At 65.5% G+C, this 14,872-nt stretch carries 17 protein-coding genes and 1 pseudogene; 9 read left to right on the top strand and 9 right to left on the bottom strand.

Annotation, left to right across the window (positions count from 1 at the left end; genetic code table 11):
- Positions 1 to 9: 9 nt before the first annotated feature.
- Positions 10 to 969, top strand: coding sequence for a tripartite tricarboxylate transporter substrate binding protein (locus VHP37_20325; GenBank protein ID HEX2828712.1), 960 nt, complete (start codon positions 10 to 12; stop codon positions 967 to 969).
- A gap of 157 nt (positions 970 to 1,126) precedes the next feature.
- Here VHP37_20325 and VHP37_20320 read toward each other — a convergent pair whose 3' ends face one another.
- Positions 1,127 to 2,017: a TauD/TfdA family dioxygenase gene (locus VHP37_20320; protein ID HEX2828711.1), complete on the bottom strand. Its 891-nt coding sequence runs from the start codon at positions 2,015 to 2,017 to the stop codon at positions 1,127 to 1,129.
- Positions 2,018 to 2,131: 114 nt separating this feature from the next.
- Here VHP37_20320 and VHP37_20315 point away from each other — a divergent pair, with 114 nt between their 5' ends.
- Together VHP37_20315 and VHP37_20310 are read left to right on the top strand one after the other, a co-directional pair.
- A complete protein-coding gene (locus VHP37_20315; GenBank protein ID HEX2828710.1) occupies positions 2,132 to 2,380 on the top strand; it encodes an Arc family DNA-binding protein in 249 nt (82 codons plus the stop codon).
- A 5-nt stretch (positions 2,381 to 2,385) separates the two neighbouring features.
- Positions 2,386 to 2,796 carry a type II toxin-antitoxin system VapC family toxin gene (locus VHP37_20310; protein HEX2828709.1) on the top strand — a complete coding sequence of 137 codons (411 nt, stop codon included), beginning with the start codon at positions 2,386 to 2,388 and terminating at the stop codon, positions 2,794 to 2,796.
- On the opposite strand, the gene VHP37_20305 is transcribed toward VHP37_20310, so the two are convergent.
- The 6 genes and pseudogenes from VHP37_20305 to VHP37_20280 all read right to left on the bottom strand — a co-directional run bounded on the left by VHP37_20305 (position 2,797) and on the right by VHP37_20280 (position 6,047).
- A complete protein-coding gene (locus VHP37_20305) occupies positions 2,797 to 3,033 on the bottom strand; it encodes a hypothetical protein (protein HEX2828708.1) in 237 nt (78 codons plus the stop codon).
- A gap of 86 nt (positions 3,034 to 3,119) precedes the next feature.
- Positions 3,120 to 3,440: pseudogene (locus VHP37_20300) on the bottom strand (alpha/beta hydrolase).
- A 32-nt stretch (positions 3,441 to 3,472) separates the two neighbouring features.
- Entirely contained in the window at positions 3,473 to 3,862 is a 390-nt protein-coding gene (locus VHP37_20295; GenBank protein ID HEX2828707.1) for an MAPEG family protein, read from the bottom strand.
- A gap of 6 nt (positions 3,863 to 3,868) precedes the next feature.
- The gene (locus tag VHP37_20290; GenBank protein ID HEX2828706.1) at positions 3,869 to 4,168 is read right to left on the bottom strand and encodes a DUF4031 domain-containing protein; all 300 of its coding nucleotides are present in this window, start codon (positions 4,166 to 4,168) and stop codon (positions 3,869 to 3,871) included.
- A 50-nt stretch (positions 4,169 to 4,218) separates the two neighbouring features.
- Complete coding sequence (locus VHP37_20285; GenBank protein ID HEX2828705.1) at positions 4,219 to 5,190, bottom strand: tripartite tricarboxylate transporter substrate-binding protein; 972 nt, start codon at positions 5,188 to 5,190, stop codon at positions 4,219 to 4,221.
- A complete protein-coding gene (locus VHP37_20280; protein ID HEX2828704.1) occupies positions 5,190 to 6,047 on the bottom strand; it encodes a TauD/TfdA family dioxygenase in 858 nt (285 codons plus the stop codon). The genes VHP37_20285 and VHP37_20280 overlap by 1 nt, the downstream gene beginning before the upstream one ends.
- Positions 6,048 to 6,174: 127 nt before the next feature.
- Here VHP37_20280 and VHP37_20275 point away from each other — a divergent pair, with 127 nt between their 5' ends.
- Both VHP37_20275 and VHP37_20270 read left to right on the top strand, forming a co-directional pair.
- Positions 6,175 to 7,830 carry a PQQ-dependent dehydrogenase, methanol/ethanol family gene (locus VHP37_20275; GenBank protein HEX2828703.1) on the top strand — a complete coding sequence of 552 codons (1,656 nt, stop codon included), beginning with the start codon at positions 6,175 to 6,177 and terminating at the stop codon, positions 7,828 to 7,830.
- A 71-nt stretch (positions 7,831 to 7,901) separates the two neighbouring features.
- Positions 7,902 to 8,960 (top strand): CapA family protein, encoded by a 1,059-nt coding sequence (locus VHP37_20270; GenBank protein ID HEX2828702.1) that lies wholly within the window; start codon positions 7,902 to 7,904, stop codon positions 8,958 to 8,960.
- Positions 8,961 to 9,019: 59 nt separating this feature from the next.
- Here VHP37_20270 and VHP37_20265 read toward each other — a convergent pair whose 3' ends face one another.
- Positions 9,020 to 9,634, bottom strand: a complete 615-nt coding sequence (locus tag VHP37_20265; GenBank protein ID HEX2828701.1) for a PEP-CTERM sorting domain-containing protein — start codon at positions 9,632 to 9,634, stop codon at positions 9,020 to 9,022.
- A 231-nt stretch (positions 9,635 to 9,865) separates the two neighbouring features.
- Here VHP37_20265 and VHP37_20260 point away from each other — a divergent pair, with 231 nt between their 5' ends.
- From VHP37_20260 to VHP37_20245, 4 genes are all read left to right on the top strand, one after another.
- The gene (locus VHP37_20260; GenBank protein HEX2828700.1) at positions 9,866 to 10,822 is read left to right on the top strand and encodes a tripartite tricarboxylate transporter substrate binding protein; all 957 of its coding nucleotides are present in this window, start codon (positions 9,866 to 9,868) and stop codon (positions 10,820 to 10,822) included.
- 2 nt (positions 10,823 to 10,824) lie between these two features.
- Entirely contained in the window at positions 10,825 to 12,312 is a 1,488-nt protein-coding gene (gene prpD, locus VHP37_20255) for a 2-methylcitrate dehydratase (protein HEX2828699.1), read from the top strand.
- Positions 12,309 to 13,271 (top strand): tripartite tricarboxylate transporter substrate binding protein, encoded by a 963-nt coding sequence (locus tag VHP37_20250; GenBank protein HEX2828698.1) that lies wholly within the window; start codon positions 12,309 to 12,311, stop codon positions 13,269 to 13,271. The genes prpD and VHP37_20250 overlap by 4 nt, the downstream gene beginning before the upstream one ends.
- Positions 13,272 to 13,341: 70 nt before the next feature.
- Positions 13,342 to 14,145: an alpha/beta hydrolase gene (locus VHP37_20245; GenBank protein ID HEX2828697.1), complete on the top strand. Its 804-nt coding sequence runs from the start codon at positions 13,342 to 13,344 to the stop codon at positions 14,143 to 14,145.
- A 106-nt stretch (positions 14,146 to 14,251) separates the two neighbouring features.
- Here VHP37_20245 and VHP37_20240 read toward each other — a convergent pair whose 3' ends face one another.
- Entirely contained in the window at positions 14,252 to 14,530 is a 279-nt protein-coding gene (locus VHP37_20240) for a DUF3892 domain-containing protein (protein HEX2828696.1), read from the bottom strand.
- Positions 14,531 to 14,872 lie beyond the last annotated feature (342 nt).

Raw genomic sequence — 14,872 nt, 5'->3', positions numbered from 1 at the left:
GACAAAAAGATGCTGCGAATCGCAATGCTGATGCTTGCGGCGGTGATCGTCACGCCGTCCCAGGGACAGACCTATCCGTCCAAGACCGTCCGCTGGATCGTCCCGCTGCCGCCCGGCGGCAGCACCGATCTCATCTCGCGCATGCTCGCGACCAGGCTCGCCGAGGCGTGGAAGGTGCCCGTCGTCGCCGAGAACCGGCCGGGCGCGGCGGGGACGATCGGTCTTGCGCTCGTCGCCAAGTCGCCGCCGGACGGCTACACGATCGCGCTCGCGCAGACGAGCAACCTCGCGGTCGCGCCGGGACTCTATCCGAAGGTCGGTTACGACCCGTCGAAAGACTTCGCGCCGATCACGCAGGTGGTGTCGACGCCGATGCTGCTGGTCGCGCATCCGTCGCTGCCGGCGAAGAACGTGCGCGGATTGATCGCGATCGCGAAGGCGAAACCGAACGCGATCTCGTATGCGTCGGGCGGCAGCGGCGGGCAGACGCATCTGCCGATGGAGCTTTTCGCGAAGTCGGCCGGCATCCGCATGGTGCACGTCCCGTACAAAGGCGTCGGTCCTGCGCTCATCGCGCTGATCGGCGGCGAGGTCGCGATCGGTCTCTCCAGCGTCGCGGCGGCGTTGCCGCACGTGAAAAGCGGCAAGCTGCGCGCGCTCGCGATCACCAGCGCGAAGCGCTACAAGGGCTTGCCCGACGTGCCGGCGATGGCCGAGGACGGCGTGCCGGGTTACGACGTGACCGTGTGGTACGGCGTGGTGATGCCGGCGGGCACGCCGAAAGAGATCGTCTCGCGCGTGCACGCCGACGTGGTGCAGATTCTGCGGCAGCCCGACGTCAACGAGCGCCTCACGGCCGACGCCGGCGAGGTCGTCGCGAGCACGCCGGAGGCGTTCGGGGCTTACATCAAGTCCGAGCTCGGGCGCTGGACGAAGGTCATCGCCGAGACCGGTGCGAAGGCCGACTGAAAAGCAATTGAACCGCAAAGGACGCAAAGGACGCCAAGGAAAGCCAAACCAAATGCTATGCGGGATCGACTGCCGCAAAGCATCGTGCACGAGGACGTGCCGACCGCTGAAAAACCTTTGCGTCCTTTGCGTCCTTGGCGGTTAAAAACGCTTTTTTCTATCCGGGCATCACAGCGTACGCCGTATCCGGCGACTTGCCGGCGATCGTCGTCCGGTGCAGCTTGCGCTTGTACTTGGTGCGGTCGAACGTCGTCGCGCGGTGCAGCGTGCAGCGGTTGTCCCACATCACCGCGTCGCCGTCGCGCCAGTGGTGGCTGTAGACGAACTGCGGCTGGGTGACGAACGCAGTCAGCTCTTCGATCAGCCTCGCGCCTTCCTCGACCGGCATGCCGACGATTTCCTGCGCGTGTGAGCCCACGTAGAGCGCCTTGCGGCCGTTGACCGGGTTGGTGCGAAGCAGCGGATGTGTGACGACGTGCTTCTTCTTGTCTTCGTCGTTGTAACCCTTGTCGTTCTCCATGTCGCGATGGGTCATGCGGTGCAGAGCGACCAGGCCTTCGAGCTGCGCCTTGCGCTCCTCGGGTAGCGCGGCATAAGCCGCACGCCCGCTCGCGAAATCGGTGTTGCCGCCCACCGGCGGCACGATGCGCGACGCCAGGAGCGACGCGAGCGCGGCCACCGGCTTGAACGAGCTGTCGCTGTGCCAGTCCTCGTTGCGCGCGCGATGGATCATCGCCGGATGGTCGAGCGGCAGGAAGTCGCCGTCCTTGCCGAGGTTCGTCATCACCGAGATGTGTCCCGGATTCCAGTCGTTGCCGGGGTGCGCGATCATCGTCTCCAGATCGCCGAAGAGGCGGCTGAACGCGATCTGCGACTCGTCGTCGAAGCGCTGGCCGCGGAAGACGAGCACCTGATGCTCGTTGAACGCCTCCCAGATCGTCCTGAAGTCTTCGCGCGCGATCGGCGCGGTGCAGTCGAGGCCGACGACTTCGGCGACGAAGAGCGGATGCAGGCGGTTGATGGTGATGCGGTTGGCGACCTCGGTCATGGCTCCTCCGGTTCGGGGCTGTTTCCGGCAGCTTAGATGATGTCGCGGCCGAAGGGAACTTGCCTCGGGCGTCCGCTGTCGATAGCATGATATCAGACGGGTCAAGGGAGGCATATGGCTCAAGTGATCGTCCGTGATCTGGAAGAGGACGTGAAGGCGCGCCTCAAACGTCGCGCGGAGCGCAACAAGCGCAGCATGGAGGAAGAGATCCGGCAGATCCTCCGGAACGCTGTCAGGGAGCAGAGCAGGCACGTCGGTAAGCTCGGTTCTCGCATCGCGTCGCGCTTTGCGAAAACAGGACTGACCGGCGATCTGGCGGAACTGCGCGGCGAGGAGCCCAGGCCGGCTGACTTCGGCAAATGATCATCTTGGACACGAACGTGCTGTCGGCTCTCATGCAGCGCTCGCCTGACGCGGTCGTGACCGCATGGCTGGACCGGCAGCCGGCGGAGTCGGTGTGGATCACGAGCATTACGCTATTCGAAACGCGTCTCGGGATTGCAATTCTGCCGGTGGGCCGACGGCGCCAGGCGCTGCAATCCGCGTTTGCGCAGCTGCTCGAAGAAGATCTGCAGAATCGGGTGCTGGATTTCGACGCGGCGTCTGCCACCGAAGCGGCGAATCTCGCGGCCGAACGACGGCGACGCGGGCGGCCCGTCGACATGCGTGACACTCAGATCGGCGGCATCGCACTCGCAAGGCGCGCGAGCCTGGCAACGCGGAATGTCAGGCACTTCGCCGATCTCAAAGTGTCCGTCATCGATCCGTGGGCCGCATGATCAGCTCCCGCCAATAAATCTCACGACGTCTTCCACGACCGGCGCCGTTCCGCGCAGGGGTGTGGACATCGCTCCCAGCAGGCGCACGTGGCCCACGTCGGGATAGCCGAACACCGCACGCGTGATCGCGCCGGTGAGCGGCAGGAAATCGTATGGACCGGCGCGGCCGATCCAGCCTTTGATCGCCGGGTGTCCGACACGCTCGGCCCGCAGATACTCCGCGTCGAGCGCGAACATCGCGGCGTTGTAAGCGCCCGCGGAATGCCCATCAGGAAAACGCGCTGCCCTGCGTGATCGGTCGTCCAGCGCACCGCCGCCGCGCAGTCCGCGAGAAAATCGGGGAAGCGCACTTCGGGATAGAGGCGGTAGTCCGGTATCACCACGGTGATGCCGTGCGAGGCGAGCGCCTCGCCGACGAAGCGGTAGCCGCCCCGATTGCCGGAGCTCCAGTTGCCGCCATAGAAGAAAACGACGACCGCCGCCTTGTCGTGCGGCTGAACGGGACGATAGACGTCGAGACGATGCCGTTCGTGCGTGCCGTAGGGGATGCCGGCGGTGCGCTCGTGCGTGTCGCTCGGAACGAACGCGTTCGCCAGATCGAACGCGGAACAGCCCGAGCACAGCGCGGCTGTTCCGCCGAGCACGTAACGCGCGAATCGGCGACGCCCCCCGATGGTCACGCCAGGGCGGCCGCGCCGAACAGCCCGATCACGCACACCAGGCCGACCGCCCACACCAGCGAGCGCGCGGTCGCCTTGTCGTAGATGTAGCAGAAGGTATAGATCACCCGCGCTGCGACGAAGACGCACGCGAGCAGGTCGATGCGCGCCTGCGGCGCCCCCGCCAGGTGCGCGACGATCACCGCCGCCGCGAACGCGGGGAACGCTTCGAAGCCGTTGAGCTGCGCCCAGTGCGCGCGCCGGCGCTGCGGCGGCAATGTCTCGAGCTGCGCGCGCGGCGCGTGGTTGTCGTAAGTCCGCCTGCCGCCTTCGGCGAATTTGGCGTAGCCCGTCCCGAGATACGGCAGCAGCGCCGCCGCGAGCACCATCCAGTAGGCGAGGGTCATCGGTCTCTAGTCCTTGTGCAGATCGACCAGCATAGCGGCGGCGCGCCGCGCCGCGCGCCAGATCTGCACCGCGCGCCGCCGGTCGACTTCCACGGCGCCGGCGGCGATCGCTGCGGCGCGGTCCGACGGGGTGAGGTCGTAGTGAGGGACGCGCTTATCCTGAAACCATGCGAGCCTCAGCCCGATCAGGTCTGCGACCGCGTGCAGCTCTTCCAGGGGGCCGTCGGTGAACATGTGGCAGTTCGGCGTGGAGCGGCCGTGCAGCACCCAGCCGTGATTCATGAGTGGATCGACGTAAACCGTCACTGATGGGTCCGGAAGCGAATCGAAGGACGCGATACTACGCGGTTCGAGGGTCAGTACAGCGCCGCCGCGCCCAGGTTCGCTGTTTTCACGACCGCGTCCCACTTCTCGAACTCGGCGACGAGCAGCTTCCGCAGCTCGACGGGCGTGTGCGGCGGCGACACCTCGGACATGTCCGCGGCGAAGCGCTCTTTCAGCTCCGGCGCCGACAGGATCTGCGCGAGCTCGCGATTCAGCGCCGCGACCGCCGACGCCGGCGCCTTGCCCGACGCGTAGATCGTGTAGGTGTTGCTGAGCTCGAAACCGGAGATGCCCGACTCGGCGATGGTCGCGACGTTGGGATGCGCCGCCAGGCGGCGCGGGCTCGTCACCGCGATCAACTTCGCCTTGCCGCTCCTCGCCATCTGCGCACCCGCGATGTTGCTGAAGAGGAGCTGGATGCGGCCCGCGGCGAGATCGAGTCCCGCCAGCGCGTTGCTCTTGTACGGCACGTGCGTGAGGTCGATGCGCGTCTTCGCGCGAATGATCTCCATGCCGAGATGACCGACCGAGCCGATGCCGGCCGAGCCGAAGCTCACCTTGCCGGGATTCCTGCGCGCGTGCTCGACGAGCTCTGCGAACGTCGACACCGGCAGCGACACCGGGCACAGCAGCAGGTAGTACTGCGACGAGACCTGCACGACGGGCGCGAAGGTCTTGCGTACGTCGAACGCGAAGCGCTTGAGCACGCCGTTGATGATGAACGAGTTGCTGGTGCTGAGCAGCGTCGTGCCGTCGTCGCCCGTCCCCGCCGCGACGTTCGCGCCGATCACGCCGTTGCCGCCCGCGCGGTTGTCGACGACCACCGGGCGGTTGAGCCGCTGGCTCAGCGCTTCGGCGATCGGGCGCGTGACCTGGTCGATCCCGCTGCCGGGCGCGGTGGTGACGATGATGCGCAGCGGCCGGTCGCCGCCGGCGCGCGGGAACGTCTGTGCCGTTACGGCGAACGAGGCGAGCAGTGTGGTTACAGCGAGAGCGATCCGCATCACGCCGCAGCCGGCTGGAAGCGTCCGATCGGATGCGGGTTGATCGAGACGCGCCAGTGGATGCGGTCTTCTTCCGGCGGATAGTCGCCGGTCGCCTTGTGGAACGAGCAGCGGTTGTCCCAGATGACGATGTCGCCCTTGGACCACTTGTGGCGGTAGTCGGCGTGGGGCTGCACCATCATCGCGGTGAGCTCGTCGATGATCGCGTCGCTTTCCTCTTTCTCCAGCCCTTCGATGCGCAGGATCTTCACCGGGTCGAAGTAGAGCGAGGTGCGACCCGTCTCGGGATGCGTGCGGAAGAGGGCGTGGAATGCGGGAATCTTCTTCTTGTGGTCCTCGGCGCTCAGCAGCGGCGATGGCGGCCGCCGGCCGCCGTAGACATAAACGCCATAGCGGCCTTTCAGCCGCTCCTTGAGCCGATCGGGCAGCGCGTCGTAGGCGGCGTAAGCGCTGGCGAAGAGCGTATCGCCGCCGCGGCTCGGGATCGCGAGCGCGTAGAGCTGCGTCGCCTTGAACGGCTCGGGGTTGTAGGCGCCGTCGGTGTGGAAGCCGATCGAGCCGCGCTTGTAGATCGTGGTGTTGAGCTTGCCGTCGACGTCGAACTTGTTCGCGCCGAGCAGCGTGATCTCGGCGTAATCCGGATGGCGCGTGTTCTTCGACGGATGCGCCTGGAGCGGACCGAAGCGCTTGCTGTAGGCGAGAAACTCGTCCTCGGTCAGCGTCTGGCCGCGCACGCACACCACGTTGTAGTCGAGCCACGCGCGGTAGATGCGATCGAAGCCGGCGTCGTCCAGCTTCCGGACGTCCACACCCGTGATCTCCGCGCCGATCTGCTCGCCGAGTCGGCGAATCTCCATGATGTCCTCCGGTGTAGCTGCGAATTTGTTGTGTTCAGGATATGGACGCTGCGGGCCGAATTCGCCTGCGCGTTGGGATACCATGAGTGTTCCACAAAAGGGGGGGCAGTCCAACATGAAAGCATCGATGACCGCCATCGCTGCGGCGGTGGCGCTCACGTGGTCGAACGTCACGTGGGCGCAAACCGCCGACGAGCTTCTGAACGACGGCAAAAATCCCGACAACATCACGACGTACGGCATGGGTTACGACCTGAAGCGCTACAGCCCGCTGCGCCAGATCGACACGTCGAACGTGAAGAAGCTGGTGCCGGTGTGGAGCACGGGGCTGTCGAACCTGCTCGGCGAGCAGGCGCAGCCGCTGGTCTACAACGGCGTGATGTACGTGACCAACGCCGCATGGACGTTCGCGATCGACCTCGGCACCGGCAAGCAGATCTGGCGCACGGCGGTCTCGTACGACCCCGAGACGCCGCGCGTGGTGTGCTGCGGCGTCTCGAACAAGGGACCCGCGATCTACAACGGCAAGCTCTTCCGCACCACGCTCGACGCGCACGTCGTCGCGCTCGACATGAAGACCGGCAAGGAAGTGTGGAAGCAGAAGTTCGCCGAGTGGAAGGAAGGGCATTCGGGCATCGTCGCGCCGCTCGTCGCGAACGGCGTGCTGATCACCGGCATGTCGGGCGCGGAGTTCGGCGTGCGCGGCTTCCTCGACGCGTGGGACCCCGAGACCGGCAAGAAGCTGTGGCGCCGCTACACCATTCCCGGCCCCGGCGAGAAAGGCTACGAGACCTGGCCGCAGGACGGTGAAGCGTACAAGCGCGGCGGCGGCACGACGTGGATCACCGGTTCGTACGATCCCCAGCTCGACTTGACCTACTGGGGCACCGGCAACGCGGGCCCGTGGAACCCGAAGTACCGCAAGGGCGACAGCCTCTACAGCGCGAGCGTGATCGCGGTGCGGCCGAAGACCGGCGAGATCGCGTGGCACTACCAGTTCACGCCGAACGACTCGTACGACTTCGACGGCGTGAACGAGAACGTGCTCGCCGACGTGCGCGTCGACGGCGAGATGAAGAAGGTGCTGATGCACGCTGACCGCAACGGCTTCTTCTACGTCATCGACCGCACGAACGGGAAGCTTTTGCGCGCGTATCCCTTCGGCAAGGTGAACTGGGCGACGCACATCGACATGAAGACCGGCCGCCCGGTCGAGACCGAGGTCCGCAAGCGCCTCGAAGCCGGTGAGGACGTCGAGCTGTGGCCGTTCTCGGGCACGAAGAACTGGGCGCCGATGGCGTTCAATCCGAAGACCGGGATGGTGTATCTCAACACCATCCACCTCGCGCAGAACCTCAAGTACTCCGACGTCGAGTACAAGCCCGGCGCGCGCTACGCCGGCGCGGCCGCGTCCCGCAAGCGCGGCATCGGCGAAGACACCGAGGGCTATCACGAAGCGATGGACCCGCTCACCGGCAAGCGCAAGTGGCAGATCAAGCTCGGCGATCACGTGACGCAGGCGGGAATGCTGGCGACCGACGGCGGCCTGGTGTTCACGGGACGGATGACGGGCGAGTTCCTCGCGATCGACGAAGCGTCGGGCAAGGTGCTGTGGCAGTTCCAGACCGGCTCGGGCATCAACGCGCCGCCGATCACGTACACCTACAAAGGCAGGCAGTACGTGAGCGTGCTTTCAGGAGTTGCCGGCGACGCCCGCGGCCGCCGCGCCGCGCCCGACGTGCCTTCCGGCGGCTCGGTCTGGACCTTCGCCGTGGTGGATTAAAGGTTCGTCATTCCGGACGCATCCGCCAGGATGCGATCCGGAATCCATTTTGACTTTTGCTCGGAGCACCAATGGCAGGATCAACCATCATGCTGACCGGAGACGTCAATCTCCTCGGCGTCGAAGACGTAGAAGTACCCTTCAGAAAAGTCCGCGACACCCTCGCCAAAGCCGACTGCGTCTTCGGCAATCTCGAATGCTGTCTGTACGACCCTGAGGTGCCGCGCGGACCGATGATGCCCGACCTCCAGTCGGGCTACGACGGCTTCTGGGCGCCCACTCAAACGGGGCGGGCGCTGCTGCACGCGGGCTTTCACTGCGTCGGCAACGCCAACAACCAGACCTATGGACACAGGGCCATCACGTCGACGACTGCAACACTCGACAAGCTGGGCATCCCGCACGTCGGCGCCGGCCGCAACAAAACCGAGGCACGCAAGCCCGCCGTCGTTACCCGCAACGGCAAGCGCTTCGGTTTCCTCCAGCGCACCTGCCAGTACTGGCCGAACCATCACGAAGCGACCGAAGCGAGCCCCGGCGTCGCCACGATCAAGGTGCACACCGCGTACGAGCCGGTGTATTACAAGGACGGCACGCTGCCGCCGAACCGTCCCGGACTGCCGCCGCGCATCCTCACGTGGGTCGATCGCAAGTACATGGAGGAATTCCAGCAGGACGTGAAGGACCTCAAGGCGCAGTCGGACATCGTGGTGTCCTCGCATCACATGGGCCACAAGGGCGACATCCTCGACTTCCAGAGCGAGATCGCGCACGCCGCGATCGACTGCGGCGCCGACGTGGTGATGGCGCACGCCGAGCACTATCCGCTGGGCATCGAGATCTACAAGGGCAAGCCCGTCTTCTACGGCCTCTCCAGCTTCTGCTTCATCAAGAGCAACAAGCGCTTCCTGCGCGGATGGGTGGGCGTGATGCCCAAGGTGAGCTTCGACGACAAGAATCAGGTCGCGCGCATCGCCTTCATGCTGGTGCGCCAGGCCGACGACGGCGAGATCACCTTCCGGCCGATCTCGGAAGAGGCCGCGGCGCTGGCGGAGATCCAGAAGTATTCGGACCGCTTCAGGACGGTGCTGAAACCGGCCGGTGACGAAGTGATCGTGTCGGCGCAGTGACGAGCGTTCGCCCAAACAAAAACGGCGGCCGAAGCCGCCGCGAAGCTCGCAATGTCGCTCTAGCTCTTCCTGCGTCTGCGGCTCAGGCCCAGAGCTCCCAGCGCCGCGCCGATGAGCGCGAGCGAGCCGGGCTCGGGCACTGCCGCGATGTCCGCCACGGCATTGAGCGAGGTCAAAGTAAGGCTGCGATCCGCGAGCGGCGTGAACGTGTCGGTGACGAAATCGAAGCCCTGCACCTGAATGCCGCCGACCAGCGCCAACGCGGCCGCATAATCGGTGGTAGCGCTGCCGCCGAGCTGGCTGAGGTCGTATCGACCCGGATCGTTGTTGCCGATCAGATTGACGTTGCTGTATGCGTTCAGAGCGGCGTCGGAATCGGCGAAGCTCGGCGAGTTGCCCAGAAGGATCTGCACCGCCCCGTTATAGGTCGATCGGTTGTTGTCGGTATCGATCTCGACGAAGAGTCGCGGCGACCCGCCGCCGCTGCCGCCGGACAGGCTGGAGAACGTCGCGCTAAAGCTCGTGAGTTGCGCAAACGTGAATGTCTGATCGGGATTGAGGAACACGCCGCTGAAAGTCGAGGGTGTCGAGGTCAGCGTCCAGGGACCCGGGCCGACGCCGGTCGGCGTCGCGTTGCCGAAAGTCTCGTAGGTTCCGGTGATGTTCGTAGGCACCGCCCAGGCCGGCGCAGACGCGGCGGCGAATAGAAGTGGGGCGAGTGCAACACGAAGTGTTCCAAATAGCGGCCGCATGACGATCCTCCTCGGTTAGAGTTATGCGGCCGTGCAGAGCAGGAAGTGGGCCAGTTTGTAAGTCGTTGCTGTGTCGTGATTCTCGGCAGCCTGCCCGAGGCGGCTGTAAACAAATCCGACACCGCTTCGAATAATAACGACAGAGGAGACCTCATGAAGCACAGCCTGGTGTGCATCGCCCTGGCAACCGCGTCGCTCGTGGCGCACGCTCAGAATTACCCCAACAAGCCGATACGTTTGGTGGTCGGCTTTCCGCCCGGCGGCGGCAACGACCTGCTGGCGCGCACCGTCAGCCCGAAGCTGTCCGAGCGTTTGTCGCAGTCGATCGTCGTCGACAACAAGCCCGGCGCCGGCGGCAACGTGGCGGCGGAGTTCGTGTCGCGCGCCGCGGCCGACGGCTACACCATCCTCGTCATGTCGAGCAGCCATCCGATCCAGAAGCTGTTGAAGCCTACGCTGAGCTACGACCCGATCGCGGACTTCACGCCGCTCGCGCGGCTCGCGCAGTACTCGTACATCCTCGTGATCAATCCGGGCGTGAAGGCGCGCAGCGTCAAGGCGCTGGTCGCCCTGGCCAAGGCCGAGCCGCGCAAGCTCAACTTCGTGTCGTCCGGCAACGGCTCGGGCTCGCACCTGGTGGGCGAGCTGTTCAAGACCGCCACTGCGACCGAGATGACGCACGTTCCTTACAAGGGCGGCGCGCAGGCCATCACCGACCTCGTCGGCGGGCGCGTGGAGATGATGTTCAGCCCGATCCCGGCGGTGATGAGCCATATCAAGTCGGGCAGGCTGGTGGTGGTGGCGACGACCGGCAGCAAACGCTCGGAGGCGCTTCCCGACGTGCCGACGGTCGCCGAGTCGGGCTTCCCGAAGTTCAGCGCGAGCTCGTGGTACGGCATCGTGGGGCCGGCGAAGCTGCCTTCGAACGTGAGCGACCTCCTGAACAGGCAGATCAACGTGGTGCTGAAAGAGCCCGACGTGAGGGAGCGCCTGGCGCACGAGGGCGCCGAGCCTGCGCCGATGTCGCGCGAGGACTTCGTCAGGCTGATCCGCAGCGATCATGACAAGTGGGGCAAAGTCATCGCTGCCACGGGTATCACGGGCGGCTGAGCGTGAAGTCGAGCGTCCTTACCTACGACCCACTGCTGCTGGAGATCGCGGACTACGCCGCGGGCTACACAGTCGAAAACGACGCGGCGCTGAACGCGGCGCGCCACTGCCTGCTCGACAGTCTCGCGTGCGCGCTGGAAGCGCTGGAGCATCCCGAGTGCACGCGCCTGCTCGGGCCGGTGGTGCCGGGCGCCGTGGTCGCTACAGGTGCACGCGTGCCAGGGACGTCGTGGATGCTCGACCCGGTCAAGGCCGGCTTCGACATCGCCACCGCGATCCGCTGGCTCGATCTCAGCGATACGTGGACCTCGAAGCAGACCACCCATCCGTCCGATGACATCGGGTCCATCCTCGCGCTGTGCGACTGGCTGTCGCGTTCGGGCAAGCCGGTCACGATGCTCGACGCGCTTCAAGCGATCGCCAAGGCGCACGAGCTCCAGGGCGGCCTCGGTGCGCACATGCCGATCACCACGTTCGGCATCGACAACGTGTTCCTCACCAAGCTCGCGTGCGCCGCGGTGCTCGCGCAGCTGCTCGATGGCGATCGCACGCAGGTCGCCAACGCGGTGTCGCTCGCTTTCTTCGAGCCCAGCCTGTGCGTGCACCGCTTCGGCTCCAACACCGGCCCGCGCAAGGGCTGGGCCGGCGCCGACGCCACCGCCGACGCGATGCGCTTCGCCATGATGGCCGTCGCGGGCGAGCCGGGTTACCCGCAGGTGCTGTCGCATCCGGTATGGGGCTTCAACAGGCATTTCCTCGACGGCAAGGCGCTCCAGCTCGGACCGGTGAGCGACCGCGTCATCCAGGGCGTGCAGTACAAGTTCTATCCGGCGGTCGTGCACGTGCAGTCGCAGGTGGAGTGCGCGATCGCGCTGCATCCGAAGGTGAAGGACCGGCTGGACGATATCGCTTCGATCGCGATCGAGACGCACCGCGAGCCGATGGCGAAGATCAGCAAGACCGGGCCTTTGCGCAATCCCGCCGATCGCGATCACTGCATGCAGTACTCGGTCGCCGTGGCGCTGCTCAAGGGAGCCTTAAGCGCGCACGACTACGAGGACGAGGCGGCGGCCGACCCGCGCATCGACACGCTGCGCGGCCGGATAACCGCATCGGAGAATCCGCACTACACGGCGCGCTTCGACGATCCCGAGCGCCGCGCCAATCCGGCCGCCGTCGAGGTGCGTTTCAGGGACGGCCGTACCGAGCGGTGCGAGCTCGAGTATCCCGCCGGACACTTCAGCCGCCGCAGCGAAGGACTCGCCATGATCGAGGCGAAGTTCCGCACCGCGCTCGCGCTGCGCTTCGACGGCGCACAGCAGCAGCGCATCGCCGCGCTCGCGTTCGATCACGAGCGGCTGTTGCGCATGCCCGTTCACGAATTCACCGACGCGTTCGCCGCCGACGTCATTGCGAGGAGCGCCCCGTTCGTCCTGAGCGTAGCGAAGCGAAGTCGAAGGACGAACAATCCCGGAGCGTCCGCGCCGTGAAGTCGCTCTTTGCCGTTGCGGCCGTCTTCGCTTTGCTGACCCCCGCGCATGCGCAGACGACCTACCCGTCCCGCCCCATCCGCTGGATCGTCCCTTTCACCCCCGGTGGCTCCGCCGACGTCTTCGCGCGCCCGCTCGCGCAGAAGATGAGCGAATCCATGGGCCAGCAGGTGGTCGTCGAGAACCGTCCGGGCTCGGGCGGCGTCATCGGCACCGAGGTCGCCGCGAAAGCGCCGCCCGACGGCTACACGCTGATGATGGGGCTCACCGCGAACATCGCGATCAATCCCGCGCTCTATAGGAAGCTCGCCTACGATCCGCTGCGGGACTTCGCGCCGGTGACGCTCGTCGCACAGCAGCCTTACGCGCTCGTCGTTCCACAGTCGCTGCCGGCCGCCAACCCGAAGGAGCTCATCGCGCTCGCGCGTGCAAAGCCTCGCGAGCTCGCTTATGTGTCGATGGGCAGCGGCAGCATGGGGCATCTGTCCGGTGAGCTGTTCGCATCGATGGCCGGCGTCAAGCTGCTGCACGTCCCCTACAAAACGGGCGGCCAGGCGATGACCGATCTCGTCACCGGCCAGGTGCAACTGCAGTTTCTCGGCGTCGCTTCGGCGCTGCCGCACATCAAAGCGGGCAAGCTGCGGGCGATCGCGGTCAGCGGGTTGCGACGATCGCCGGCCCTGCCCGACGTGCCGACGGTCTCCGAGTCGGCGGTGAAAGGCTTCGACGTGACCGGCTGGTACGGCGCGTTCGTTCCGGCCGGCACCCCACCGGAGGCCGTCGCGCGCCTCCATAGCGAGATCGTCCGTGCGTTATCGCTGCCCGATATTCGCGAGCGGCTCCTGCGCGAAGGCGCCGAGCTCGGCGGCAACTCGCCGCGCGAGTTCGATGCGTTCGTGCGCAGCGAGATGGCGAAGTGGGCGAAAGTCGTCAAGCTCTCCGGCGCGAAAACCGAATGACGTGACTGACGGGGTCAGACCCCGGCTTCATCGGGGTCTGACCCCGGTTTACTCTGAAGAAAGATCGATCATGCCCAAGCTCAAGCTCCCCGATATGGACATGCACTACGAGGTCGACGACTACACCGACCCGTGGACGGAGCCCGAGACGGTTCTCATGCTGCACGGAAACGCCGAGAGCTCGCTCGCGTGGTATGCGTGGGTGCCGCACTTCGCGCGCCGCTATCGCGTGGTGCGGCCGGACCGCCGCGGCTTCGGCCAGTCGTCGCCGATGCCGGCCGATTTCCCGTGGACCTTCGACGTGCTGATCGACGATCACCTCCGCCTCATGGACGAGCTCGGCATCGAGCGTTTCCATCTCGTCTCGGCGAAGTGGGGCGGCACTTTGGCTCGCGTCTTTGCCGCGCGTCATCCGGATCGAGTGTTGACGCTGACGGTCGCCGGCACGCCCGCGGCCGCGCGTCCCGGCGGCGACGTCATACCCAAGCTTCAGGAAGAGTTCAAAACGCGCGGCACCAGGGACTGGGTGCAGCGCACGATGGGCCTGCGCCTGGGCTCGAAGTTTCCGCCGGAAGCGGTTCAGTACTGGATCGACTTCATGTCGCAGGCGTCGGGTTCGACGTTGATCGGGTTCCAGCCGATCAACTATGCCGACATCAGCGACGAGGTGGCGAACATCCGCTGCCCCACGCTCGTCATCACGACCGAAGGCAGCGGGCTCGCTTCGATCGAGGAAAACCGGGCGTGGCAGGAGCGGATTCCCAATTCACAGCTCTTGGTGCTGCCGGGGGATTCGTATCACGTCGCGTTGACGGATGCGGATGGGTGTGCGGAGGCTACGGTGGAGTTTATTGAGAGGAGTGGGGCGCACTGAAGCGGGCGGAGCATCAGGACTTGGTCTGAGCAAGAGATGCTGTTGCGTGCAGCTTGCGCGGGGCACGGTCGCGCGCCTGCGCGCGCGACCTGATCGCTCTAGGAGTCTAAGGACACTCGGGCAAGCTGAGAAGCTTGTTCGGCTGATCGCCGTCGTTCTCAGTTTTTATATATTTGTTGCCGTTGTGGCTGGCAACAATCACATTTGCCCGATGGCCATTCACAGATGTCCAGAAGGTGTGCCCTTGGGTTTCAATGTTCCAAATGGCGTCCTGCTGACTGATCTTCCAACGTTGGCCGCCGTTTACTCCCCCGACGTTCTGGATGCGTTCATGAGGGCTGTGGCGATTCGCTTTGTTAATGCAGCTAATTTGATAGTCTGCCATGCTACTATTGGCTCCGTAGTTAGGTAGCAAAAAGACGGGTACAGGAGATCTGTCTCCCCCGTTGAGTTAGCACCACTCCGGCCCGTATAGGCTCTGTCCGCCAAGACTAGAGAAGCCTATACGGGCCTTTTCCATTGGGGCAGCGGCTCGGTGGTGATGAGTACCGCTGCCACTATCTCAGAGCCTCATCCTCTATCTCCTGTTGAACTAAACCGCTTCGCGGTGGAGGAGTGATGCCGCCGCCGTCTGCTTACTCCACATGAACTGATCGATTCGCGCGCGGCAGTTGCGCGGCGGGCGTGGTGTGCCAGCGTACTGACGCAGGGGCTGTCCCTGCGTTCT

It is taken from the genome of Burkholderiales bacterium, assembly GCA_036262035.1.
Lineage (GTDB): Bacteria > Pseudomonadota > Gammaproteobacteria > Burkholderiales > SG8-41 > JAQGMV01.
This window is presented reverse-complemented; position numbering and strand designations above follow the sequence as displayed.

Excerpts from the sequence above, each read along its gene's own strand:
- VHP37_20325 (HEX2828712.1), top strand. The coding sequence starts at position 10 with ATGCTGCGAATCGCAATGCTGATGCTTGCGGCGGTGATCGTCACGCCG.
- VHP37_20320 (HEX2828711.1), bottom strand. The coding sequence starts at position 2,017 with ATGACCGAGGTCGCCAACCGCATCACCATCAACCGCCTGCATCCGCTC.
- VHP37_20315 (HEX2828710.1), top strand. The coding sequence starts at position 2,132 with ATGGCTCAAGTGATCGTCCGTGATCTGGAAGAGGACGTGAAGGCGCGC.
- VHP37_20305 (HEX2828708.1), bottom strand. The coding sequence starts at position 3,033 with ATGTTCGCGCTCGACGCGGAGTATCTGCGGGCCGAGCGTGTCGGACAC.
- VHP37_20295 (HEX2828707.1), bottom strand. The coding sequence starts at position 3,862 with ATGACCCTCGCCTACTGGATGGTGCTCGCGGCGGCGCTGCTGCCGTAT.
- VHP37_20285 (HEX2828705.1), bottom strand. The coding sequence starts at position 5,190 with ATGCGGATCGCTCTCGCTGTAACCACACTGCTCGCCTCGTTCGCCGTA.
- VHP37_20280 (HEX2828704.1), bottom strand. The coding sequence starts at position 6,047 with ATGGAGATTCGCCGACTCGGCGAGCAGATCGGCGCGGAGATCACGGGT.
- VHP37_20275 (HEX2828703.1), top strand. The coding sequence starts at position 6,175 with ATGACCGCCATCGCTGCGGCGGTGGCGCTCACGTGGTCGAACGTCACG.
- VHP37_20270 (HEX2828702.1), top strand. The coding sequence starts at position 7,902 with ATGGCAGGATCAACCATCATGCTGACCGGAGACGTCAATCTCCTCGGC.
- VHP37_20260 (HEX2828700.1), top strand. The coding sequence starts at position 9,866 with ATGAAGCACAGCCTGGTGTGCATCGCCCTGGCAACCGCGTCGCTCGTG.
- VHP37_20245 (HEX2828697.1), top strand. The coding sequence starts at position 13,342 with ATGCCCAAGCTCAAGCTCCCCGATATGGACATGCACTACGAGGTCGAC.
- VHP37_20240 (HEX2828696.1), bottom strand. The coding sequence starts at position 14,530 with ATGGCAGACTATCAAATTAGCTGCATTAACAAAGCGAATCGCCACAGC.